Annotated in this window: 19 protein-coding genes; 7 read left to right on the top strand and 12 right to left on the bottom strand. The window is 59.8% G+C overall.

All coding sequences use genetic code 11. The features are described from left to right. Positions 1-38: 38 nt before the first annotated feature. Complete coding sequence (locus KJF94_RS20920; protein ID WP_214378429.1) at positions 39-1,913, bottom strand: putative bifunctional diguanylate cyclase/phosphodiesterase; 1,875 nt, start codon at positions 1,911-1,913, stop codon at positions 39-41. Further along, positions 1,910-4,174, bottom strand: coding sequence for a putative bifunctional diguanylate cyclase/phosphodiesterase (locus KJF94_RS20915; RefSeq protein ID WP_214378427.1), 2,265 nt, complete (start codon positions 4,172-4,174; stop codon positions 1,910-1,912). The genes KJF94_RS20920 and KJF94_RS20915 overlap by 4 nt, the downstream gene beginning before the upstream one ends. Before the next feature lie 258 nt (positions 4,175-4,432). Between KJF94_RS20915 and nosR the strand changes: the two genes are divergently transcribed. The 4 genes from nosR to KJF94_RS20895 all read left to right on the top strand — a co-directional run bounded on the left by nosR (position 4,433) and on the right by KJF94_RS20895 (position 7,607). Further along, entirely contained in the window at positions 4,433-5,812 is a 1,380-nt protein-coding gene (nosR, locus tag KJF94_RS20910; protein ID WP_214378425.1) for a response regulator c-di-GMP phosphodiesterase, NosR family, read from the top strand. 185 nt (positions 5,813-5,997) lie between these two features. Next, complete coding sequence (locus KJF94_RS20905) at positions 5,998-6,432, top strand: NUDIX hydrolase (RefSeq protein ID WP_214378424.1); 435 nt, start codon at positions 5,998-6,000, stop codon at positions 6,430-6,432. A gap of 24 nt (positions 6,433-6,456) precedes the next feature. Beyond that, positions 6,457-7,095 (top strand): LysE family translocator, encoded by a 639-nt coding sequence (locus KJF94_RS20900; RefSeq protein ID WP_214378423.1) that lies wholly within the window; start codon positions 6,457-6,459, stop codon positions 7,093-7,095. Positions 7,096-7,097: 2 nt separating this feature from the next. Continuing rightward, the gene (locus KJF94_RS20895) at positions 7,098-7,607 is read left to right on the top strand and encodes a GNAT family N-acetyltransferase (protein ID WP_214384922.1); all 510 of its coding nucleotides are present in this window, start codon (positions 7,098-7,100) and stop codon (positions 7,605-7,607) included. 174 nt (positions 7,608-7,781) lie between these two features. Here KJF94_RS20895 and metR read toward each other — a convergent pair whose 3' ends face one another. Continuing rightward, positions 7,782-8,699 (bottom strand): transcriptional regulator MetR, encoded by a 918-nt coding sequence (gene metR, locus KJF94_RS20890; RefSeq protein ID WP_084323017.1) that lies wholly within the window; start codon positions 8,697-8,699, stop codon positions 7,782-7,784. A 119-nt stretch (positions 8,700-8,818) separates the two neighbouring features. Between metR and metE the strand changes: the two genes are divergently transcribed. The 3 genes from metE to KJF94_RS20875 all read left to right on the top strand — a co-directional run bounded on the left by metE (position 8,819) and on the right by KJF94_RS20875 (position 13,630). Next, positions 8,819-11,131, top strand: coding sequence for a 5-methyltetrahydropteroyltriglutamate--homocysteine S-methyltransferase (gene metE, locus KJF94_RS20885; RefSeq protein ID WP_214378422.1), 2,313 nt, complete (start codon positions 8,819-8,821; stop codon positions 11,129-11,131). Between the two features lie 251 nt (positions 11,132-11,382). Further along, entirely contained in the window at positions 11,383-12,417 is a 1,035-nt protein-coding gene (locus tag KJF94_RS20880; protein ID WP_214378420.1) for an alpha/beta fold hydrolase, read from the top strand. Between the two features lie 547 nt (positions 12,418-12,964). Further along, complete coding sequence (locus KJF94_RS20875; RefSeq protein WP_214378418.1) at positions 12,965-13,630, top strand: DsbA family oxidoreductase; 666 nt, start codon at positions 12,965-12,967, stop codon at positions 13,628-13,630. A 177-nt stretch (positions 13,631-13,807) separates the two neighbouring features. Here KJF94_RS20875 and KJF94_RS20870 read toward each other — a convergent pair whose 3' ends face one another. The 9 genes from KJF94_RS20870 to KJF94_RS20830 all read right to left on the bottom strand — a co-directional run bounded on the left by KJF94_RS20870 (position 13,808) and on the right by KJF94_RS20830 (position 23,942). Next, on the bottom strand, positions 13,808-14,137 hold the full coding sequence (locus tag KJF94_RS20870) for a GlpM family protein (RefSeq protein ID WP_214384921.1): 330 nt from the start codon (positions 14,135-14,137) through the stop codon (positions 13,808-13,810). A gap of 8 nt (positions 14,138-14,145) precedes the next feature. Then, on the bottom strand, positions 14,146-15,474 hold the full coding sequence (gene aauR / locus KJF94_RS20865; RefSeq protein ID WP_214378416.1) for a two-component response regulator AauR: 1,329 nt from the start codon (positions 15,472-15,474) through the stop codon (positions 14,146-14,148). After that, positions 15,471-17,372: a two-component sensor histidine kinase AauS gene (gene aauS, locus KJF94_RS20860; RefSeq protein WP_214378414.1), complete on the bottom strand. Its 1,902-nt coding sequence runs from the start codon at positions 17,370-17,372 to the stop codon at positions 15,471-15,473. The genes aauR and aauS overlap by 4 nt, the downstream gene beginning before the upstream one ends. Positions 17,373-17,606: 234 nt before the next feature. After that, positions 17,607-18,341, bottom strand: coding sequence for an amino acid ABC transporter ATP-binding protein (locus tag KJF94_RS20855; protein WP_214378412.1), 735 nt, complete (start codon positions 18,339-18,341; stop codon positions 17,607-17,609). Then, complete coding sequence (locus KJF94_RS20850) at positions 18,338-19,009, bottom strand: amino acid ABC transporter permease (RefSeq protein ID WP_214384920.1); 672 nt, start codon at positions 19,007-19,009, stop codon at positions 18,338-18,340. Before KJF94_RS20850 ends, KJF94_RS20855 begins: the two co-directional genes overlap by 4 nt. Then, positions 19,009-19,755: an amino acid ABC transporter permease gene (locus tag KJF94_RS20845; protein ID WP_214378410.1), complete on the bottom strand. Its 747-nt coding sequence runs from the start codon at positions 19,753-19,755 to the stop codon at positions 19,009-19,011. Before KJF94_RS20845 ends, KJF94_RS20850 begins: the two co-directional genes overlap by 1 nt. A 194-nt stretch (positions 19,756-19,949) precedes the next feature. Continuing rightward, positions 19,950-20,864: a glutamate/aspartate ABC transporter substrate-binding protein gene (locus KJF94_RS20840; RefSeq protein ID WP_214378408.1), complete on the bottom strand. Its 915-nt coding sequence runs from the start codon at positions 20,862-20,864 to the stop codon at positions 19,950-19,952. 443 nt (positions 20,865-21,307) lie between these two features. Then, positions 21,308-22,846: a glycerol-3-phosphate dehydrogenase gene (gene glpD / locus KJF94_RS20835; RefSeq protein ID WP_214378406.1), complete on the bottom strand. Its 1,539-nt coding sequence runs from the start codon at positions 22,844-22,846 to the stop codon at positions 21,308-21,310. 340 nt (positions 22,847-23,186) lie between these two features. Continuing rightward, positions 23,187-23,942 (bottom strand): DeoR/GlpR family transcriptional regulator, encoded by a 756-nt coding sequence (locus KJF94_RS20830; protein WP_007916700.1) that lies wholly within the window; start codon positions 23,940-23,942, stop codon positions 23,187-23,189. Positions 23,943-23,945: the final 3 nt, after the last annotated feature.

Below are 23,945 nucleotides of genomic sequence, written 5' to 3'. Positions count from 1 at the left end.
ATTCCTTGGCTTATAGCCTGTGTGTCGTTGCGCATCGTTCACGTGGCGGGAAATGGAGCAGGCTTCACGGACCACAGATACTGGACGAAGCTGTCCGGTTCCACGGCTTTGCTGAAGTAGTAACCCTGGCCTTCCTCGCATTGATGGGCTCTGAGGAAATTCAGTTGTTCGAGGGTTTCCACGCCTTCGGCGATGATGGTCAGCTTGAGGCTGCGCCCCAGGCTGATGATGGCGCTGACCAGGGCGGCGTCGTTGCTGTCGTTGCTCAAGCCGCGAATGAACGACTGGTCGATTTTCAGCACATCGATCGGAAAGCGCTGCAAGTAACTCAGGCTGGAGTAGCCGGTGCCGAAGTCATCGATGGCCAGACGCACACCCAGCGCCTTGAGCCGGGTCAGGGAATTGACGGTGGTCTCGATGTTTTGCATCAACACACCTTCGGTGATTTCCAGCTCCAGCAAGGACGGCTCCAGGCCCGTCTGTTCGAGGATCTGTTGGATGCCATCGACGAAGTCCCGCTGACGGAAATCGATGGCTGACATGTTCACCGACATGCAGATTTTTGGCAGCCCGCGGGCCTGCCAGGCACAGGCTTGTCGGCAGGCCTCGGCCAACACCCATTTGCTCAGCGGGACAATCAGACCGCTGTCCTCGGCGACCCCGATGAACGCTGATGGAAAGACCAGGCCGTGCCCCGGTTTTTGCCAGCGGATCAACGCCTCGGCGCCGACCACCTGGCCGCTGCCCAGATCCAGTTTGGGTTGGTAATGCAGGACAAACTCATTGCGCTCCAGCGCCAGGCGAATGCCGGTTTCGATGCTTTGCTGATCCCGTGCACGCTGATTCATATCGTCGATGAAAAAACTGAATTCGTTCGGGCCGCTTTCCTTGATGTTGCGCATCGCGGTTTCGGCCTTCTTGATCAGCTCGATGGCGTCGAAACCGTCATCGGGATAAATGCTGATGCCCAGGCTCGCGGTCACGCTCACGTCATGTCCGGCGATGTGCAGGGGGGCGCGAATAGCGTTCAACAGTTTGTCGGCGATGCCCTTTGTCTGCTGTGGGTGGCGGATATCGGCGAGGATCACCACGAATTCGTCGGAGCCGTAGCGAAACACCGAATCGGACTCGCGTACGGTGGCCACCAGATTGCGGCTGACCTGTTTCAACATTTCGTCACCGGCCGGATGGCCGAGCGCATTGTTGATGCGCTTGAAGCGATCAAGCCCCAGAAACATCACCGCCAGTTGCTTGTCATGGCGTCGGGACAACGCCAGCGACTGGTTCAGCCGGTCACCCAGCAACGTGCTGTTGGGCAACTCGGTCAACACGTCGTACTGCAACAGGTGAGACACCTTGAGCAATTCGTGAACCCGCGCTTCGATGGTTTGCTCCAGGCTGAGCACCTTCATCGCCGCGTCCTGAGCCATCTGCCATTTCCAGGTCAGGGCGCTGGCCATCTGGCGGATTTCCAGGCTGTCGAAAGGTTTTTTCAGCACCAGCATCTGGTCGCCAAACTCCAGCCGTTCGGCCATCGCTTCCCAGGTGTAATCCGAATACGCCGTGCACAAAGCGATTTGCAGGTGTGGATCGGCCTTCCACAGTTGTTCGATGGTCTCCAGCCCGTCCCAGCCGGGCGGCATGCGCATGTCGGTGAACACCAGGGCGTAAGGGTGACCTTCGGCCAATGCGCGCTTGACCAGCTCGAGGGCTTCCTGACCCTGATAGGCCGAGTCGAGCTGGAACGTCTGCCGATCATTCTGCGGCGTGCCGAACAGCGCTGCTTCAGTGCCGGCCAGGTTCTGTTCTTCTTCGGTTTCGGGGCCGAGGATCTTGCGGAAATCCTCATGAATCGAAGGCGTGTCGTCGACGATCAGGATGCGCCGGTTGGTCCGCACGAAAGGCACTTTCATCCTTTGTCCTCCGTAGACGGCATGATTCTCCCGGCTTTCAGCAGCTCGGCGGCCTGCTGGCTGCTGACGGCCTTGCTGAAGTAATAACCCTGGGCATTCATCGGTGACCCGGTGGCCATCAATGAACTGCGCTGTTCCTGGGTTTCGACGCCTTCGGCAATGATGCCGATCCCGACGTCCCGAGCGAAGTTGATGATGGCGCGCAAGGTGTTGGCGCTGGACGGATCGCGAGCGGCTGTGTCGATGAAGGCCTGGGCGAGTTTCAGGTGATTGACCTGATAGGTCTTGAGGTAATCGAACGAGGAATACTCGGTGCCGAAGTCGTCGATGGCGATCTTCACCCCCAGATCACGCAAGCGTGGCAACACGTCGTTGTGGGTCCATTTGGTCTGGGCCAGTGTCGCTTCGGTGACGTCGAACCGCAGGTCCCCGGCGCAGAGCTCCCAGCGCGCGGTGGTGCGCAGCACGTCATAGATCAGTTCGGGGCCACTCTTGAGCTGGGCCAGGGACAGCTTGATCGCAATCACCGGTGGCGCGACACCCTCATCACGCCACTGGCGCATCTGCCGGCAGGCTCGATCCAGCACCCAATGACCGAGGGCGATGATCGTGCCGGTCTTTTCGGCGGCGGGCAGGAACGCCGGAGCTTCCAGCAAACCACGATCGCGGTGATTCCAGGTGACCTGCGCTTCCATCCCGAGGATCTTGCCGCTGCTCAGGTCCACTTCCGGCCAGTAACGCAGTTCGAGTTCATTGTGTTCAATGGCCTCTCTCAACTCGCTGGTGATGGTCATGCGCTCGACCACCTCCTGATTGATCTCCTCGGAGTGGAAATGGTACTGGTTGCGGCCCTTCTCCTTGGAGCGATAGAGCGCCATGTCAGCCTGGGTCAACATGCCGTCGGCACTGGTGATGGTCGGGCTGTAACTGCTGATGCCGATGCTGACCGATACCCGTATATCGTTGCCGGCCAGGGAGTAGGGCAGCACCAGCGCATCGCGGACCTTGGTGGCGAGGGCCGCAGAGTGGGTCGGATCGCTGACGTCCAGTTGCAGGATCGCGAACTCGTCGCCGCCGAGGCGGGCGACCACATCGTTTTCCCGCACGCAGGCCTTGATACGCCGGGCCACTTCTTGCAGCAACAAGTCGCCCACCGGGTGCCCGAGGGTGTCGTTGATGCGTTTGAAGTGGTCCAGGTCCAGGTAAAACATGGCGAACGGTGTCGCGCCGCGACGTGCGGCGGCGAAGGCCTGGTGCAGCCGCTCGATCAGCGTGGCGCGGTTGGCCAGCCCGGTCAGTCCGTCGGTGCGTGCCAGCAGGAAGATTTTCTCCTCCGCCACCTTGCGTTCGGTGACGTCGATGATGATGCCTTCGACTTCCAGCAGGCGGCCTTCGTCGTCGCGTACCGGGATGTAGCGGTTTTCCACCCAGCGCCACTCACCGTTGCCGGTGCGCATCCGGAATTCGATGGAGGCGCCTGCAGCATGGCGGTCCAGCACCCGGGCCATGGCGGTGTCGACCTTCGGTTGATCCTCGGGATGGATCAACTCCTTGGCCCAATTGGCCGAGGCCACCAGTTTCGCCGCGACATGACCGTATTTGGTGATGTTGTGCGAGATGTACATCAACGGAAACGACGGCTCGCCCCGCAGTCGATACAGGATGGTCGGGCTGTTCTGCACAATGATGTTGGCATCGGACAGTTCCCGGGTGCGCTCCTCGACCGCTTGCTCGAGCAGCGACATCTTCAGCGCCGCATCTTCGGTCATTTGCCACTTGGCGGTCAGCGCGCTGGCCATCTGGCGGATTTCGATGGCATCGAACGGTTTCTTGAGAATCAGCAGGCGGTCGCCCAGCTCCAGGCGTTCGTCGATGTCTTCCCAGGAATAGTCGGAGTAGGCCGTGCACAGCGCCACTTGCAGCTTGGGGTCGACTTGCCACAGGCGTTCGATGGTTTCCAGGCCGTCCCAGCCCGGTGGCATGCGCATATCGATGAAGGCCATCGCGTAGGGCATGTCGTTGGCCAGGGCCGTTTCGACCTTGTCCAGCGCTTCGAGGCCCTGGAATGCCGAATCGAGTACGAAACGCTGGAGTGTGGCCGTTACCGCCGTGCCGAACAGGGCTTGTTCAGCACTGGTCAGGCTGTCGTCATCGGATGAGGGCGGGCTGAGGATCTTGATGAAGTCCTCATGGATCGAAGCCGTGTCGTCGACGATGAGAATCCGCCGGTTGGTCCGCGCCAGCAGCGTATTCATCGCCATTTCCCTGGACCGGCAGCAGTTTGATGCACAGTGTTCATAAGGGTCATCCTTTTCCCTGACCACCTGGCCGAACGTACAGATTATGGATCCGAGTGAACTGAGCATAGTCGCCCGGAGGCGACTTCGCGCAGCTGACTGAAACGAATCATTGCGGTGACAGGTCGAAAATCATCTAGCCTGTAGGTCAGGATCCGGCAATAGGGGATGTTTGCCCGGTTCCCGACATGACGCTGTACCGTTTTAGCCTGAGGTAATGCCATGGAAGAGCAACTCCCCACGAAGTCCACCCATAAACCCAAGGTGCTGCTGGTCGATGATGAGGAACCCATCCTCAACAGCCTGCGTCGCCTGTTACGCGGTCAGCCCTACGAGGTGCTGCTGGCCACCAGCGGCGCCCAGGCCCTTGAAATCATGGCGCAACAGCCGGTCGACCTGGTGATGAGCGATGCGCGCATGCCCAACATGGACGGTGCCACGCTGCTGGCCCACATCCACAAGCTTTATCCCGATACCGTCCGGATCATGCTTACCGGGTATGCCGATCCGTCAGCCATCATCAAAGCCATCAATGACGGGCAGATCCACCGTTACATCAGCAAGCCCTGGCACGATGAGGAAATGCTGCTGATATTGCGACAATCACTCGCGTATCAGCATTCCGAGCGTGAACGGTTGCGCCTGGTGCAGGAAACGTGGGATCAGAACCAGGAATTGAAGCTGCTCAACATCACCCTGGACAAACGCGTCGCCTCCCGCACCGCTGAACTGCAGCAGACCGCCGACATGCTCGACCTGGCCTACGAAGAGCTCAAGCACAGCTACGTCACCGGCACCGAGATGTTCTCGCTGCTGGCCAACCTGCGCATGCCGCCGGCCAAACAGACCAACCGCCAGATCATCGAGCTGGTGCGGGTGTACTGCAAGCTCCATGGCGTGGATGAAGGTACCAGTCGCGACCTGACCATGGCGGCCGCGCTCTACAACATCGGAAAGCTGAGCTGGACCGACAGCATGATGACCGCCCCAGCGGACCTGTTGCATCACAATGATCGTGAGCGTTATCGCAATTACCCGAAACAGAGCGAATCGCTGTTGATGACGCTCGACCCGATGAAGGATGCCGCCCGTCTGATTCTTCACCATCAGGAGCGTTGGGACGGCAGCGGTTTCCCCGACCGACTCAAGGGCGAGGCGATTCCCGTCGGTTCGCGGTTGCTGAAACTGGCGGTGGATTTCATCGAGTTGCAGCGCGGGTTGATCCTGGAACGGCAGATGAACAGTGATGAGGCGCTGGTGTACATCCGCAGCTACGCCGGAAAACTCTACGACCCCGAGATGGTGGAGGATTTCATTCGAGTATGTGCCGCCTACCTGAGCGATGTGTCGTTGGCCGATCCGACGGTCAAGGTTATGACCACCCGGGAATTGGCGGCGGGGATGATCCTGGCGCACAACCTCAATGCCGACAACGGCATGCTGCTGCTCAATGCCGGCAAGGTGTTGAACGGACCGCTGGTGGAGAAGCTGATCGCATTCGAAGCCATGGAGGGGGCGAAATACAGCATTTTTGTGAAGTTGCCGGAAGAGGGCGATGGCGCGATTCTCGAAGCAGGTCACGTTTCCCAAGCCTTGCACTGATCCCTGTGGGAGCGAGCCTGCTCGCGATGGCGGAGTTTCAGTCAATGTAGATGTTGAATGTTAAACCGCTATCGCGAGCAGGCTCGCTCCCACAGGGGCTGTGTTTCGCAGAAGTTTTTCGGCGTGACGACGCGCCGATACTCATGTGATCCTAGCGCCTTTGCATCCAAGGCCATTTCTGATCCATGACCCCTTCATCCGCCGCTTCACCCCGCCTCATCCGCATCGCCGCCGCCCTGTTGATCGGTCCCGACGGTCGTACCCTGCTGGTCCGCAAGCGCGGCACCGAGGCCTTCATGCAACCGGGCGGCAAGATCGAGGCCCATGAACAACCGGCCTGCGCGCTGGCACGTGAACTGGACGAAGAGCTGGGTCTGGTCATCGATCCGGCGCACGCCCTCTATCTGGGGCAATTCTCGGCACCGGCCGCCAATGAACCGGGATTTATCGTACAGGCCGAACTCTTTCAGCTGACGATCGATTCAGACGTGTCGCCGGCAGCGGAGATCGAAGAGGTACGCTGGATCGACCCGGCGACCGACAGTGATGTCACGCTGGCGCCATTGACACGGGACTTGATCCTGCCGTTTTATCGAGCCTCGCTGACCGCGATCGCCTGATTATTCACGGACCAAGGATTGCCCATGATTCCGCTTCAAGACTTGCTGATCTTCGCCGCTGCCGCGTTGCTGATGGTACTGACGCCGGGGCCGAATATGATCTACCTGATCTCCCGTTCGATCTGCCAGGGCCGCAGGGCCGGGGTGACCTCGTTGCTCGGTGTGGTCGCCGGATTCTTCGTGCACCTGTTCGCCGCAGCGGCGGGTCTGACGGCGGTGTTCCTGGCGGTGCCGATGGCCTATGAAGTGTTGAAGTGGGCCGGTGCGCTGTACCTGATATGGCTGGCCTGGCAGGCAGTCAAGCCGGGGGCGCGGTCGCCGTTCGAGGCGCAGCAGTTGCCGCCGGACTCGTCGCGCAAACTGATCACCATGGGTTTTCTGACCAGTGCCCTGAACCCGAAAATCGCCGTGTTTTACCTGTCGGTGTTTCCGCAGTTCATCACGCCTGAGCATGGCTCTGTGTTCACCCAGAGTGTTGTTCTCGGTTTGACCCAGATCAGCGTCAGTTTCTGCGTCAACCTGTTGATCGCGGTGTTTGCGGCGGGCATCGCGTCCTGGTTCGTCAACAACCCGACCTGGCTGGCGGTGCAACGCTATTTCATGGGGTTCGTGCTGTCGGCGCTGGCGGTGCGGCTGATGCTTGAGCAACGAAGGGCGACGTGAACATGTGGATTGAGCGACTTGATGCCAGCCATGCTCTGGACTATCGGGCGTTGATGCTCGAAGCCTACGACTTGCATCCTCAGGCGTTCACCTCCAGCGTGCGCGAGCGCGCCACGATGCCGCTGAGCTGGTGGGAGTCGCGCCTGACCAGCAAGCTGGATGTGCTGTTCGGCGCGTTTGAGGAAGGGCAATTGGCGGGCATCGTCGGCCTCGCCTTCGAACCTCGTGAAAAGGCCCGGCACAAGGCGACGCTGTTTGGCATGTATGTGTCCGGCAAGGTTCGTCAGCGCGGGCTCGGTTATCAACTGGTGCAGGCGGTATTGGCCGAGGCACAAACCCACAAGGGCCTGAGGCTGATTCAGCTGACAGTCACCGCCGGCAACGAAGCGGCGTTCAACCTCTACCAGCGATGCGGCTTCATCCAGTTCGGCCTGGAGCCGATGGCGCTGCGAGTAGGCGAGGACTACTTCGACAAGATCCACATGTGGCGGGAGATCACCCCAGGAACTTGAGGCATAAGGCAGCTTTTGTGGCGAGGGAGCTTGCTCCCGCTGGGCTGCGAAGCAGCCCCAAAACCTGCAACCTTATTCTCTCAGGTACACCGCATAGGCTGGATTTACGACTGCTGCGCAGCCGAGCGGGAGCAAGCTCCCTCGCCACAAGGAATGTATTTACTCAGCGGTCCATCAGCGAACCGCGCTGACCCCATCCAGGGTCGAAAACGACGTGTCCTTCGCCGTCAGCAGAAAATCACGCATATACGGCGCATCCAGCATGTCCGCGCGGATCCCCGCGTACAACGTCGCAAACAACCCTTTCTCACCCAGCCGCTTGGCCTTCACATAGCCCCGTGAGCTGTATTCATGCAGTGCCCAATGCGGCATGCCGCACACGCCGCGGCCGCTGGCCACCAGTTGCATCATCATCACCGTCAGTTCCGAGGTGCGGACCTGGGCCGGTTCGATGTCGGCCGGTTCGAGGAAGCGGGTGAAGATGTCCAGCCGATCACGCTCCACCGGGTAAGTGATCAGTGTTTCCGTAAGCAGATCTTCCGGCACGATATACGCCTTGCTCGCCAAACGGTGCTGATTGGCCACGGCGAGCATCGCTTCATAAGTGAACAGCGGCACATAGGTGATGCCGGCGATTTCCAGCGGATCGGAGGTCACCACCAGATCCAGATCGCCACGGGCCAGGGCCGGCAGCGGCGCGAAAGAGAAGCCCGAGGCCAGGTCCAGTTCGACTTCCGGCCAGGCATCGCGGAACTGGTCGATGGTCGGCATCAGCCACTGGAAGCAACTGTGGCACTCGATTGCCATGTGCAAACGCCCCGCGGTGCCACCCGCCAGCCGCGCGATATCGCGCTCGGCACCGCGCAGCAACGGCAGGGTGGCATCGGCCAGTTGCAGCAGGCGCAAACCGGCGCTGGTGAACCGCACCGGTTTGGTCTTGCGCACGAACAACGGCATACCCATGCGCTCTTCCAGCTCCTTGAACTGGTGGGACAGGGCCGATTGGGTCAGGTGCAGACGGTCGGCGGCATCGACCAGGCTATCGGCTTCGCGCAAGGCGTGCAGGGTCTTCAGGTGACGGATTTCAAGCACCGGGGGCTCCATGAGGAAAACTTGTGATCAACACGAAAAGGTTGAGTTTGTCTCATGTTGGGTTGGCTGTCGACAATAGCGCCATGTTTTACGGCATCTAATCTAGGAAGGAACTCACCATGGCTCTGGCCCACACACTTGGTTTTCCGCGCATCGGCGCTGATCGTGAATTGAAAAAAGCCCTCGAATCCTACTGGAAGGGCGATCTTGATCAGGACGCGCTGAAAAGCATCGGTCGCCAACTGCGCGCCACCCACTGGCAAGTGCAGAAAGACGCCGGCATCGACCTGTTGCCGGTCGGCGACTTCGCCTGGTACGACCAGGTGCTGACCCACTCCCTGACCTTCGGTGTGATCCCGGAGCGTTTCGACAGCGCCAAGAACGCCAACGGCCTGCCGACGCTGGACACGCTGTTCGCCATGGCCCGTGGGGCAACTGCAGCCTGCTGCGGCGGCGAACACACCAAGGCGCAATATGCACAGGAATTGACCAAGTGGTTCGATACCAACTACCACTACCTGGTCCCGGAATTCAGCGCTGACCAGCAGTTCAAACTGAGCTGGGAACAGCTGTTCGACGAAGTCGACGAAGCCACGACCCTCGGCCACAACGTCAAACCGGTGATCATCGGCCCGCTGACTTACCTGTGGCTGGGCAAGGCCAAAGGCAATGACTTCGACAAACTCGACCTGCTGGAACGCCTGCTGCCGATCTACGGCGAAATCCTCGGCCGCCTCGCCGCGCAAGGCGTCGAATGGGTGCAGATCGACGAGCCGATCCTGACCCTCGACCTGCCGCAAGAATGGAAAAATGCGTTCGAACGCGCTTACCACATCCTTCAATACTCGCCGCTGAAAAAGCTGGTGGCGACCTACTTCAGTGGCCTGCAAGACAACCTCGGTCTGGCCGTCGGTTTGCCAGTACAAGGTTTGCACATCGATGCGGTGCGCGCCCCGGACCAACTGCTCCACGTGCTCGATCGTCTGCCGACCTACAAGATTCTCTCGGTGGGCCTGGTCAACGGCCGCAACGTCTGGCGTTGCGAACTGGAGCCGGTGCTCGCACAACTGCAATTCGCCCAGGAACGCTTTGGCGACAACCTGTGGGTCAGCAGTTCCTGCTCGCTACTGCACAGCCCGGTGGACCTGGAGCGTGAAGACAAGCTCGATCCGGAACTGAAAAGCTGGCTGGCGTTTGCTGTGCAGAAGTGTGGCGAAATCGCTGTGCTGCGTGATGCGCTTAACGACCCGCAATCGCCCAAGGTGCAAGCCGCACTGGCCGAGAGCCGTGCGATTCAGGCCAGCCGTGCCGAGTCTCCGCGTATCCATAAAGCTGAAGTGCAAGCCCGCATCAACGCCATCGGTGCAGCCGACAGCCAGCGCCACTCGCCGTTTGCCAAACGCATCGAACAACAACGTACGCGGCTGAAGTTGTCGGCGTTTCCGACCACCACCATCGGTTCGTTTCCGCAGACCGGTTCGATCCGTCTGGCGCGTCAGGCGTTCAAGCAAGGCAAGCTGTCGGCCAACGATTACACCGACGCCATGCACAGCGAAATCCGCCACGCCGTGCAAGTCCAGGAACGCCTGGGCCTGGACGTGCTGGTGCACGGTGAAGCCGAACGCAACGACATGGTCGAGTATTTCGCCGAGCAGCTGGACGGATACCTGTTCACCCGGTTTGGCTGGGTGCAGAGCTACGGTTCCCGTTGCGTGAAGCCGGCGATCATCTACGGCGACCTGAGCCGTCCGAACGCCATGACCGTCGACTGGATCACCTATGCGCAGAGCCTGACCGACAAGGTCATGAAAGGCATGCTCACCGGTCCGGTGACCATGCTGATGTGGTCGTTCCCGCGGGAAGACGTCTCGCGCAAAGTCCAGGCGCAGCAGTTGGCGTTGGCCCTGCGTGACGAGGTGGTGGACCTGGAAAACGCCGGTATCAAGATCGTGCAGATCGACGAAGCGGCGTTCCGTGAAGGTTTGCCGCTGCGTCGGGCACAGTGGAAGGAATATCTGGATTGGGCGGTGGAAGCGTTCCGCTTGAGCGCCTCCGGTGTGCGCGACGAAACCCAGATCCACACCCACATGTGCTACAGCGAATTCAACGATGTGATCGAGGCCATCGCGGCGATGGATGCGGACGTGATCACCATCGAAACCTCGCGTTCGGACATGGAATTGCTGGAGGCCTTCGAAGCGTTCGATTACCCGAACGACATTGGTCCGGGTGTGTATGACATTCACTCGCCACGGGTGCCGGACACGGCGGAGATGGTCAAGTTGATGAGCAAGGCCGTGCAGCGGATTCCGGCGGAACGGTTGTGGGTGAACCCGGATTGCGGTTTGAAGACCCGGGCGTGGCCGGAGACGGAGGCGGCGTTGGTGAACATGGTGGCGGCGGCGCGGCAGTTGCGTAGTCAGTTGGCTTAATCCTTCAGCGTTTGTTATGACGCCATCGCCGGCAAGCCGGTCTCGCTCCCACATTTAATCGGTGTCGTGCACAAATTCTGTGATCGACATCAATCCTGTGGGAGCGAGCCTGCTCGCGATGAACGATAACGCGGTCCCGGAGACGACCGTTCAGCACTCTTCATCAAACTGTCACGTAACTGTGGCAGCGCGCTTGATCAAACTTCATCAGACTCGCGCTCTACTGGGGTTCTGCGTTTCGGTGTTTTTTCATGTATGCACGATTTTTTTCGACAGCGGTTTTCCTGGCCGCGTTGTTGTTTGGCCTGCCGTCCTTTGCGGCTTCTCGATGCGATGTCAATGTTCCGACCGAACACGCCGATCTGGCGCAGGTGAGCCTGGCGTATCAGAGCATCGGCCGTGCCTCGGATCCGGCACTGCTGCTGGTGATGGGCCTCGGCGGGCAGTTGATTCACTGGCCGGACGAGGTGGTGGTCGCGCTGTGTCAGCAGGGCTTTCGGGTGATTCGATATGACAATCGCGATGTCGGCCTGTCCACCTGGCGACAGGCGCCTGTCGACGCCAATCTTACGTTCGAAGTGCTGCGTTACAAACTCGGTTTGCCCGTGGCTGCACCTTATTCGCTGACGGATATGGCAGACGATGCCCTTGGATTGATGGATGCCTTGCACGTCGAGCAATTCCACGTGCTGGGCGCCAGCATGGGCGGGATGATCGCCCAGCACATGGCGGCCATGGCGCCGCAGCGGATTGAAAGCCTGACGCTGATCATGACCAGTTCCGGCGCTGAAGGTTTGCCGGCGCCCAATGAGGCCTTGGTGCAGTTGCTCTCGCGCCGTGGTGCACCGAACCGCGAAGTGGCGCTGGAGCAGCAGGCTGACTTGCTCGCGGCGCTGGGCAGCCCGACGGTGAGCGATGATCGGCAGGTGTTGTTGCATCAGGCGGCGCTGTCTTATGACCGGGCGTTCAACCCGGAAGGCGTGAAGCGCCAGATCATGGCGATCCTCGCCGAGCCGAGTCGGGTGGCGTTGCTCAACCAGTTGCGAGTGCCGACGCTGGTGGTTCATGGCACTGCCGATCCGTTGTTGCCGGTGATGCATGGGGTGCATTTGGCAGCGCATATCCGTGGCAGTCAGTTGAAGCTGATTCCGGGGTTGGCTCATCGTTTTCAGGAGGCGTTTAAAGCGCCGTTGCTTGGGGCGGTGTTGCCTTATTTGCAGGCTCATCGCGAAGACACTTCGCATTGGGCGCAGATCGATCCTGTGGTTGAACACAATCTTCTTTAACACCGAAGGCGGCCTTCGAGCCGACCTGTCTGTTTGTTGACCGAGTCCATATCCATTCCTGCGGTAACGGCCGCTGGCGGTTTCGCCCTTACGGCGAGTCCCTTTTGGCAAACGCCCCAAAAGGAACCAAAAGGTCTCGCCCCGAGCGTCCGGCCCCTCGCTAAGGCTCGGCGTTCCTTCGCTCCGGTATTCATCCGGGGACACTGCCCTCCGGTCTGCTTCGCGACGACCTACATGCAGCGTGTTCGACTGCGTCGAACGGCGCTGCGCACCACTCCCCGGATGAACACCTCCACTCAGCCTCCCGAAGGGGCGGGTGGATCAAGATCAAGAGCTGCAGGCGAGCTAACGCTCGGCCTGATGAGTGGTGGGGGGTGGTGGGTGTTCGCGATTTGCTTTGTTTTTCTGTAGGAGCAGAGCTTGCTCGCGAAGGCGGCCTGACAGCCGACCTGTCTCTTGCAGACATACACAGCGGACTCACACAATCTCGTTTCCACAGGTGTATCGTTCATCCTTTCCGGCCTGTGTTCAGCCAGCGAGGTGTGTGATGAGTGCTCCCCTGAAAATCGATTTCGTCAGCGACGTGTCCTGCCCCTGGTGCGTCGTCGGCCTGTATGGCCTGACCCGCGCTCTGGATTTGCTGGGTGACGAAGTCCAGGCAGAGATCCGTTTCCAGCCGTTCGAGCTGAACCCGAAGATGAGCCCCGAAGGGCAGAACATCACCGAACACATCACCGAGAAATACGGTTCAACCCCGGAGCAATCGCAAAAGAACCGCGAAATGATTCGCGCGCGCGGCGCCGAAGTCGGCTTTACCTTTCGCACGGACGGTAACAGTCGCATCTACAACACCTTCGATGCTCACCGCTTGTTGTACTGGGCGGGGCTGGAAGGGTTGCAGTTCAATCTGAAGGAGGCGCTGTTCAAAGCGTATTTCACCGACGGCGGCAATCCTTCCGACCATGGTCAGTTGGCGCAGGTCGCGCAAAGCGTTGGTCTGGACCGGCAGCGGGCCGAGGCGATCCTTGCGTCGGACGAGTTCGCCAAGGAGGTGCGGGAGGAGGAACAGCTGTGGCTGTCCCGTGGCGTCAGTTCGGTGCCGACCGTTGTCTTCAACGGGCAGTACGCGGTCAGTGGCGGACAGCCGGTGGAAACCTTTGTCGGGGCGATTCGGCAGATCATGAGCGAAGCGAAGGGCGGGACGGTGAGTTGATTTTCAGGAATGCTTCTGTGGCGAGGGAGCTTGCTCCCGCTGGGCGGCGAAGCAGCCCCAATCAGAGTCCCCCTCTTTGCGGGTACACCGCGCAAGCAGGTTTTGCGGCTGCTGCGCAGCCGAGCGGGAGCAAGCTCCCTCGCCACAAAGGATGGGGGCAGCCTTAGGGGATTGTGGTTAGCCGTGAAAGCGCACCCAAACTGTCACCAACACCGTCGCCGCCATCAACCACGCCACCGCCGCCACCGCGAGTGAAGCTTCCAGCCGCATCCGGTCCACCATTACATACAAGGTCACCAGGTAGATGAAGTACGGAATGATCGACCACATGCCAAACACGATGGTGGTCTTCAAATCATCCAGCGAACGCCCCTTGCCGACGATGTAATGCGCAATCAGCGCAAAGGTCGGAAACAGCGGCACCAGGCCGGCGATGTAATAGTTTTTGGTCCTGGCCAGGGCAGCGAGGATCACCACCACCGCCGCGCCCAGGGTTGCCTTGAGCATCAGGTCCATCAGTGGCTCAGCCCGTACTTCTTCACTTTGTCGAACAGCGTGGTTTTGGCCATGCCCAGTTCCAGGCTGGCCTGGGTCAGGTTGCCGCCGCTGCGTTGCAAGGCGTCACTGAGCAGGTTGCGTTCGAAGGCTTCCACTGCTTCGGCGAAGGCCAGGCCCTGATTGCTGCCGCTGGCGCCGGATTTCTTGAAGGCCGGCAGACCGAGGGCAAAACGCTCGGCGACGTTGCGCAGTTCACGGACGTTGCCCGGCCAGTCGTGGCTCATCAGGTTCGACAGGGTCTGGTTGTCCAGCTCCGGCACCGCGCGGTCGAAGCGCAATGACGACTGCTGCAGGAAGTGTTCGAACAATTGCAGGATGTCTTCGCGGCGTTCGCGCAGCGGCGGCAGTTCCAGGGTCACCACGTTCAGGCGGTAATACAGGTCGCTGCGGAATTCGCCGGCCTTGCTCGACTCGTCGAGGTCGGATTTGGTCGCCGCGATCACCCGGCAATCCACCGCCACACTCTGGTTCGAGCCGAGGCGTTCGAGGGTGCGCTCCTGCAACACCCGCAGCAGTTTGATCTGCAACGGCAGCGGCATGCTTTCCACTTCGTCGAGGAACAGCGTACCGCCGTCGGCGTGTTCGATCTTGCCGATCCGACGTTTACCAGCCCCGGTAAATGCGTTGGCTTCGTGGCCGAAGATTTCGCTTTCGAACAGATTCTCTGGCAGGCCGCCACAGTTCAGTGCAACGAACTGCTTGCTGTGCCGCCGACTGAAATCGTGCAGGCAACGCGCGACCAGTTCTTTACCGGTGCCGGTCTCGCCTTCGATCAGCACATTGGCTGAGGTGTCGGCGACATTGGCTATCAGTTCTCGCAGGTTCTGCATCGCTGGCGAGCGGCCGATGATCCGGCCTTCCAGCGAATCCCGTTCCGCCAGTTGCCGGCGCAGCGAAGAGACTTCCCGCGCCAGGCTGCGTTGTTCCAGCGCGCGACGGGCGACATCCACCAGCCGTTCGGGGGAGAAGGGTTTCTCCATGAAGTCATAGGCGCCTTTCTGCATCGCGCCGACGGCCATGGAAATGTCGCCGTGGCCGGTAATCAGCACCACCGGCAGGCTGCGATCGCGAGCCTTGAGCCGGGTCAGGAGTTCGAGGCCATCGATGCCCGGCAGGCGAATATCGCTGATAACGATGCCGGCAAAGTTATCACCGACCCGCTCCAGCGCTTCTTCGGCACTGCCCACGCCGACGCAGGGAATGTCTTCCAGGGTCAGCGCCTGTTGGCAGCCGAGCAGCACATGGGGGTCGTCTTCGACGATCAGCACACTAAGGTCGTTGTTCATATTGGCTCGGCAGGAGTAGGGCTTACCAACGGTAAACTGAGGACGAAGGTGGTACCACCGCTGGCCGGGTGCTCGACACCCAAATGTCCGCCCGTCGCGGCGGCGAGGCTTGCAGACAAGGTCAGGCCGAGGCCCAGACCCTGCTCGCCTGGTTTGGTGGTGAAGAACGGTTCGAACAGATGCTTGCGCGCTTCGGCGTCGATGCCGTGGCCGTTGTCGCGTACGCGCAGGCGATACTTGCCATCGAACGCTTCGCCTTCGAGCCACAACTCCGGCAAGGGTTGTGCCTGCATGGCATCCAGGGCATTGCCGATCAGGTTGACCAGAATCTGCTCCAGGCGGGTCTGGTCGATCTGCACCTGTACATCAGCGAATTCACGATGCAATTGCAGCGGGACACTTTCGACTCGCCCGCCGAGCAGTTGCAACGCGGCGTCGACCGCTTTGCCGAGGCAGGCTTGACCCTTGTCGTCGCCACGTCGGGCGAAGGAACGCAGGCTGGCGGTGATCCGGCCCATGCGGTCGATCAGTTCGTTGATGGTCTTGAGGTTGGTGCTGGCCACGTCCAGCTGACCACGCTCCAGAAAGCGCACTGTGTTGCCGGACAAGGTGCGCAGCGCGGCCAGTGGCTGGTTCAATTCGTGGGCGATGCTGGTGGACATCTGGCCGATGGCCGCGAGTTTGCCGGCCTGCACCAGTTCATCCTGAGCACGGCGCAGCGTCTCTTCAGCATGCCGTCGTTCGCGGATCTGGCCCTTGAGCCGTTCGTTGCTGGCGCGCAGGTCGGTGGTGCGTTCGGTAATCCGACGCTCCAGTTGATTGTTGGCTTGCTGCAAGGCTTCCCGGGCGGCGAGGCGGGTGGCGATCACCTTGCGGCGCTCGTTCCAGGCGATCAGCAGGAACGCCACGAGGGCAAACGCCACGGCGACCAGAATCCCCTGATTGATTGCTTCGCGGCGCAAATCCTGCAACGGCGTGAGCAGGGTGAAATTCCACGGCGTGTCGCTCAAGGGGCGGGTTTGCGAGAGGTAGCTGATGTCCTCTTGGTCGGACTCCACTTCGCTGTTGGCCGGGAAGGTCAGTTTTTCCTCGCCTTCGGCCAGTTTTTCCCGGGCCAGCGGTTGCAGTTCGTTCAGCGGGAACCAGTAGTACTGAAGGCTGCGGGCGAGTTTTTCTTTGGTTTCGTCACTCAACGGAACCACTGATTTGAGCCGTCGTGCGGGATCGCTGGACAGAATGATGATGCCGTTTTCATCGCTGACAAAGGCTTCGAGGCGCGCCCGTTGCCAGCGTTCTTCGAGGGCTTCGAGGCGGACCTTGACCACGGCGACGCCGATGATCTTGCCGTGTTCTTCCAGGCCATGGGCCAGGTAATAACCGGGTTCGCCGTTGGTGCTGCCGATGCCATAAAAGCGCCCCGGCTGGCCGCGAACGGCGTTCTGGAAGTAGGCGCGGAAGGACAGGTCTTCACCGAGGTAACTGTCGACGTCGCGCCAGTTGCTGGTGGCCATGACGCGGCCGGTAGTGTCCATTACGTAGATGGCCCGACTGCGGCTGCGCCGGTTCAGGCCTTCGAGGTATTCATTGACCGTTTGCCGGTATTCCGGCGAAGGGTCGGCCAACAGCTTCGACACACTGGATTCGAGTTCCAGCAGGCTGGGCAGGTAGGTGTATTTGCTGATCTCGCTCTCGACGGCGCGGGCGTGCAGTTCGAGCTGACGCTGGCCGTTCTCGCTGAGGCTGCGGATGCCGTAGTGTTCGCTGATCCAGAAGCCGGCAAAACCCAATCCGATCATCAGGGCGATGACCAGCGGCGGCAGGAACAGATGGCGGATCAGACGGGGTTTCACGGCGAGTGATGGCGGCGCAGCGCGATAGAGAGTGGGGTCGCATTTCATCACAGATGCCTTGGGTCAACCAGCTTGGCAACGGGCTTGCTCTGGTTTCCAGTCGAACGCGAAACCTGTGGCGAGGGAGCTTGCTCCCGCTCGACTGCGAAGCAGTCGTAAAACCGGCAAATGCGGTGTGTCAGATACATGCATTTGCAGGTTTTTGGGCCGCTGCGCGACCCAGCGGGAGCAAGCTCCCTCGCCACAAGAGCAAACCTGCCCTCCTGAGAGAGCAGTACCGTTTTAGTGCTGCAGAATCTTGGCGAGGAAGTGCTGTGTACGTTCGGCGCGGTGGCTGATGTCGCCGAAGAATTCCTCTTTCTGGCAGTCTTCGATGATTTTGCCCTGGTCCATGAAGATCACCCGATCCGCCACTTTACGGGCGAAGCCCATTTCGTGGGTTACGCACATCATGGTCATGCCTTCGTGGGCCAGTTGCACCATCACGTCGAGCACTTCGTTGACCATCTCAGGGTCCAGCGCCGAGGTCGGTTCGTCGAACAGCATGACGATCGGGTCCATCGCCAGCGCACGGGCAATCGCCACACGCTGTTGCTGACCACCGGAGAGCTGGCCCGGATGCTTGTGGGCATGCGCCGAAAGACCGACGCGCTCCAGCAGTTGCAGGCCTTTCTTGGTGGCTTCTTCCTTGCTGCGGCCCAACACCTTGATCTGCGCGATGGTCAGGTTTTCGGTGATGGTCAGGTGCGGGAACAGTTCGAAATGCTGGAACACCATGCCGACGCGCGAACGCAGTTTCGGCAGGTTGGTCTTCGGGTCGGCGATGGACGTGCCATCGACCACCACGTCGCCTTTCTGGAACGGTTCCAGGGCGTTGACGCACTTGATCAGGGTGGATTTGCCGGAGCCGGACGGCCCGCACACCACAATCACTTCGCCTTTTTTGACCTCGGTGCTGCAGTCAGTCAGTACCTGGAAGTCGCCATACCACTTGTTGACATTCTTGATAGAGATCATACGGCAAACCTTTTTTGCAGACGCTTGACCAGCAGCGAGGCGGCAAAGCTGATTGTGAAGTACACGAGACCTGCGAAGATCAGGAACTCATTGGAGCGACCGATGATGTCGCCACTGGCACGCGAGGCGTTGAGGAAGTCCACCAGACCGACCGCGTAGACCAGCGAGGTGTCCTGGAACAGGATGATGCTCTGTTGCAGCAGCAGCGGGGTCATCTTGCGAAACGCTTGCGGCAGGATGATCAAACGCATCATCTGGCCGTAATTCATGCCCAGGGCCTGGGCAGCGCCCATCTGACCCTTGGGAATGGACTGAACGCCGGCGCGGACGATTTCGCAGAAGTACGCCGCTTCGAACATCATGAAGGCCACGATGCATGAAGCGAACGCGCCGATCGGCGTGTCTTCTCCAGTGATCCAGCGCAGCACGAACGGCACCGCCAGGTAGAACCAGGTAATGACCAGCAGCAATGGAATCGAACGGAAGTAGTTAACGTAGGCGCCGGCGATGTTCGACAGCAGCTTGCTGTGTGACAGGCGCATCAGCGCCAGGATCGTGCCGAGGATGATCCCGCCGACGACGCCCAGCGCCATCAGTTGCAGGGTCATGACCATGCCGTTCCACAGGCCCGGCAGGGACGGGATGATGCCCGAGAAGTCGAATTCCATCATTTACCCCCTACGGAGATCAGGCCCGGTACGGCCACTTTCTTCTCGACCAGGCGCATGAGCAGCATCAGGCTCATGTTCAGGGTGAAGTAAATCAGCGTTGCCAGGGTGAAAGCTTCGAACAGGTTCGCGGAAAACTCGGCGGTCTGTTTGGTCTGTGCGAGCAACTCCATCAGGCCGATCAGCGAGGCGACGGAGGTGTTCTTGAACACGTTCAAGAATTCCGAGGTGAGCGGCGGAATGATGATCCGGTAAGCCTGGGGCAGCAGCACATTCCAGTAGATCTGTGGCAGCTTGAAGCCCATGGCGCGAGCGGCGGATTCCTGACCGCGCGGCAACGCCTGAATGCCGGTGCGCACCTGTTCGCAAACGCGAGCCGTGGTGAACAGGCCCAGGCAAACAACAACGCTAAGGAACGCTGAGGTGGTCGGGTTCAGGTCCTGCTTGTACCAGTCCTGCAGGTTTTGCGGCAGCAGATCGGGCACCAGGAAGTACCAGATAAACAGCTGCACCAGCAGTGGCACGTTACGAAACAGTTCGACGTAGCAGGTCGCGATGCCCGACACGATGCGATTCGGTACGGTGCGCATGACGCCCAGGATCGAGCCCAGCGTCAGGGCGATAATCCAGGCCACGATGGCGATGGCGATGGTCCAGCCCAAACCGGTGAGGTACCAGTCGAGATAGATCTCGCTGCCCACGCCGGTGGACTTGAAGAACACGCCCCAGTCCCAGTTGTAATTCATTAGGGTCTCCCCTCAGATCGATCGATGTACAAGTGCCCGCCTGGGGAAGCTCCGTTCCCGCCCCGACCTTGAAAAGTCAGGCACACACGATCGGCTCGACAGCCACCGGTTCGAGTGTTTCCAAAAATGCCAGCAGGGAGTGACAACCTCCTGAAAGGGCGATGGCCCTCTCAGGAGGTAAGGTTAGTCAGAAATCAGGATTTCTTGTCGTCAGCCGCTTTATCGGTCGGATTGGCGATCAGGGCCTTGAGCTCGTCGCTCATCGGGAAGTTCAGGTTCAGGTTTTTTGGCGGGATTGGTTGCATGAACCATTTGTCGTAGATCTTGTTGATCTCGCCCGACTTGTAGGTCGCCACAATGGCGTCGTCTACAGCCTTCTTGAACGGCTCGTCGCCCTTGCGGACCATGCAGCCGTAGATTTCGTAGGACTGTGGAGTGCCGGTGACGGCCCAGTCATCAGCCTTCTTGGCCTTGGCCGCTTCACCGGCCAGCAGTGCGTCGTCCATCATGAACGCGACGGCACGACCCGATTCCAGCATCTGGAAGGATTCGCCGTGGTCCTTGGCGGAGATGACGTTCATGCCCATCTGCTTGTCGGCGTTCATCGACTTGAGGAGGCGCTCGGAGGTGGTGCCGGCGGTGGTTACGACGTTTTTGCCTTTCAGGTCGTCGAAATCCTTGTATGCCGAGCCTTTCTTGGACAGCAGGCGAGTACCGATTTCGAAGATGCCGACGGAGAAGTCAACTTGCTGCTGACGCTCGACGTTGTTGGTGGTGGAACCGCACTCGAGATCCACGGTGCCGTTTTGCACAAGCGGGATACGGGTTTGCGAGGTCACCAGGTTGTATTTGACCTGAAGGTTAGGCAGGTCCAGGTCTTTCTTGATCGCTTCAACGATTTTCAGCTGGATATCGTGGGAGTAGCCAACCGGTTTGCCGGAAGCGTCCGCGATGTAGGAAAACGGAATGGAAGCGTCACGATGCCCGAGGGTGATGACACCGGACTCTTTGATCTTCTTCAGTGTGCCGGTGAGTTCGGCAGCGAAAACTGGAGTGGTAATCAGAGCGGCAGCAATGGCTGCGCCCAGGATATGGGGAACGATGCGCATCAAATTTTCCTCGACATTGTTTTTTTTATGGAGCCAGTTCATCGGCCCTTTTGTGCTTCGAATGGCTGTCGGCTTCTGAAGGTCCGCGCAACAAGCATTCGTCCAAGAGTGTAGAGCATGACTCGTGCCAGGCCAGGCGATGTGTGTCAAGTTGTTGATTTATAAGGGTATTAAATATTTATGGTGGGTTTTTTCAGGCGGGATCATCCGGTTAACCGAATAGCCCCACAGGTCGCGTTCGGAAAACCGAATGTACTGGCTTGCATATAACCCTGTGGGAGCCGGGCTTGCCCGCGATGGCGAAATGTCAGTCAACATTGATAGTGGCTGTGCTGGCGTCATCGCGGGCAAGCCCGGCTCCCACAGGAGATTGAGGTGTATTCGGAATGGAAAAAGCCCCTGAATCTCACGACTCAGGGGCTATCGTTTGACCGGATTCCCGATCAGGCCGCTTCGATCTTGCTGCGGTTCTGCTCGACCTTGCTCAGGTAATCCGCGAGTTTCTGCTGCTCGGCCTCAGTGGTGAACAAGCCGAGCTTGCTGCGGCGCCACAGAATGTCATGCGCCGTGGTCGCCCACTCTTCGCTGCACAGGTAATCGACTTCGCGGGTGTAGAGACCGCCGCCAATGTGTTCACCCAGATCGCTGAGGTTCTGCACGCCTTCGAGCATGCGCCAGGTACGGCTGCCGTAGGTCGTGGCCCAGCGGCGGGCGATTTCAGTCGGCACCCAGTCGAACTGGTCACGAATCCGTGAGCTCAACGCCTGCGGGGTGGTCATGTCTTCGCCGCCCGGCAGGGTCGCCGTGGCGGTCCAGCTCGGCTTGATGTGCGTGAAGTACGGCGCCAGTTGTGCCAGCGCCGACTCGGCCAGTTTGCGGTAGGTGGTCAGCTTGCCACCGAATACCGACAGCAATGGCGCTTCCTCACCAGTGCCCGACAAGGCCAGGGTGTAGTCGCGGGTGACGGCCGACGGATTGTCGGATTCGTCGTTGCACAGCGGACGAACACCGGAATAGCTGTGCAGGATATCGTCGCGGCTGATCTGCTTTTTGAAGTGAGCGTTGACCACTTTCAACAGGTAATCGGTTTCACCTTCGGTGATCGCAACCTTCGCCGGATCGCCGGTGTATTCGCGGTCGGTGGTGCCGATCAGGGTGAAGTGGTTCAGGTACGGGATGGTGAACACGATGCGCTGATCTTCGTTTTGCAGAATATGCGCGTGTTCGCCTTCGTACAGCTTTGGCACGATCAGGTGGCTGCCCTGGATGAGGCGGATGCCGTAGGGCGATTCCATCTTCAGGTCGTCACGAATGAACTTGGCGACCCACGGGCCCGCCGCGTTCACCAGTGCCTTGGCGCGAATCGAAAACAGGCTGCCGTCGGCGCGTTCCAGGTGCAGGTGCCACAGGCCTTTGGTGCGACGAGCGCTGACGCAACGGGTCTGGGTGTGAACGTGGGCGCCTTTTTCGCGGGCGGCCATGGCATTCAGTACCACCAGGCGAGCATCGTCGACCCAGCAATCGGAATATTCGAAGCCTTTGGTGATTTCGCTTTTCAGCGGGCTGTCCGGGCCGAACTTCAGGCTTTTCGAACCTTCCAGTTTTTCCCGTTTGCCCAGGTTGTCATAAAGGAACAAACCGGCGCGGATCATCCACGCCGGACGCAGGTGCGGACGGTGTGGCAGCACGAAACGCATTTGCTTGACGATGTGCGGCGCCTTGGCCAACAGCACTTCGCGCTCAGCAAGGGCCTCGCGCACCAGGCGGAATTCGTAATGTTCGAGGTAGCGCAGGCCGCCGTGGATCAGCTTGCTGCTGGCGGACGAGGTATGGCTGGCCAGATCATCCTTTTCACAAAGGAACACCGAGAGACCGCGGCCGGCGGCATCCGCTGCGATCCCCACGCCATTGATCCCGCCACCGATGACGGCAATGTCGTAGATCTCAGCGAGAGGGGGCGTAGGCAAGGTAGAAGTGGGCATCGGCTGGCCTCGGGCTCTTTTGATTTTCTGTATTTGATTTCGAACATTAATGTTCATTTGCGAAAATGGTAGCCCATAAAGCCGCGCACAGCCAGTCAACTTCGATTGAAAATACTGATCGAAGGGCGGGTAAAGGAAAATTTACGAACATTAATGATGCTGGCGAAGGCTTTTGTGGCGAGGGAGCTTGCTCCCGCTGGGCTGCGAAGCAGCCCTAAAACGGAGGGCGCGGTTTTTCAGTAAGAACACATTGTTAGTCTGCGTCTGCTGCGCCCGGGCGCGGATCGGCCGGCGGGAGCAAGCTCCCTCGCCACAAGGGAGCTTGATTTTTTGAGGGGAGTTAAACCACTTCGAGTCGAATCTTGTGCTGACTCAACAACTGCGCCAGCGCCGGCACCGGCTGCTGATCAGTCACCAGGCAATCGATCAGACTGATCGGCCCCAGGCGAATCATGGCGTTGCGCCCGAATTTGCTGGAGTCCGCCGCCAGAATCACCTGCCGCGCGTTGGCGATGATCGCTTGCGACACCCGCACTTCCTGATAATCGAAGTCCAGCAGGCTGCCGTCTTCATCGATACCGCTGATGCCGACCAACGCAAAATCGACCTTGAACTGATTAATGAAGTCGACACTCGCCTGACCGACCACACCGCCATCACGCCGCACATTGCCGCCAGTCAGCAGAACGTCGAAGTCGTCCTTGGCGCTGAGCATCGAAGCCACGTGCAGGTTGTTGGTGATGATCTTCAGGTGGTTGTGGTTGAGCAACGCCCGGGCAATCGATTCGGTGGTCGTACCGATGTTGATGAACAGCGAGGCGTGATCGGGGATCTGTGCAGCAATGGCTTCGCCGATACGCTGCTTTTCATCGCGCATCTGGTCGGCGCGCATGGCATAGGCGGTGTTTTCGACACTGGAATCGTAGGCCGCGCCGCCATGATAGCGACGCAACAAATTGGCTTCCGCGAGCTGATTGATGTCGCGGCGGATGGTCTGCGGTGTAACGACGAACAGCGTGGCCATTTCCTCGATGCTGACATAGCCGCGTTCGCGGACCAGTTCGAGGATTTGCTGCTGACGGGGAGGCAGATTCATGGG

The sequence above is a fragment of the Pseudomonas hormoni genome (genome assembly GCF_018502625.1).
Classification (GTDB): domain Bacteria; phylum Pseudomonadota; class Gammaproteobacteria; order Pseudomonadales; family Pseudomonadaceae; genus Aquipseudomonas; species Aquipseudomonas hormoni.
The sequence above is the reverse complement of the archived record's forward strand: the minus strand, read 5'-3'. Positions and strand labels throughout refer to the sequence as shown.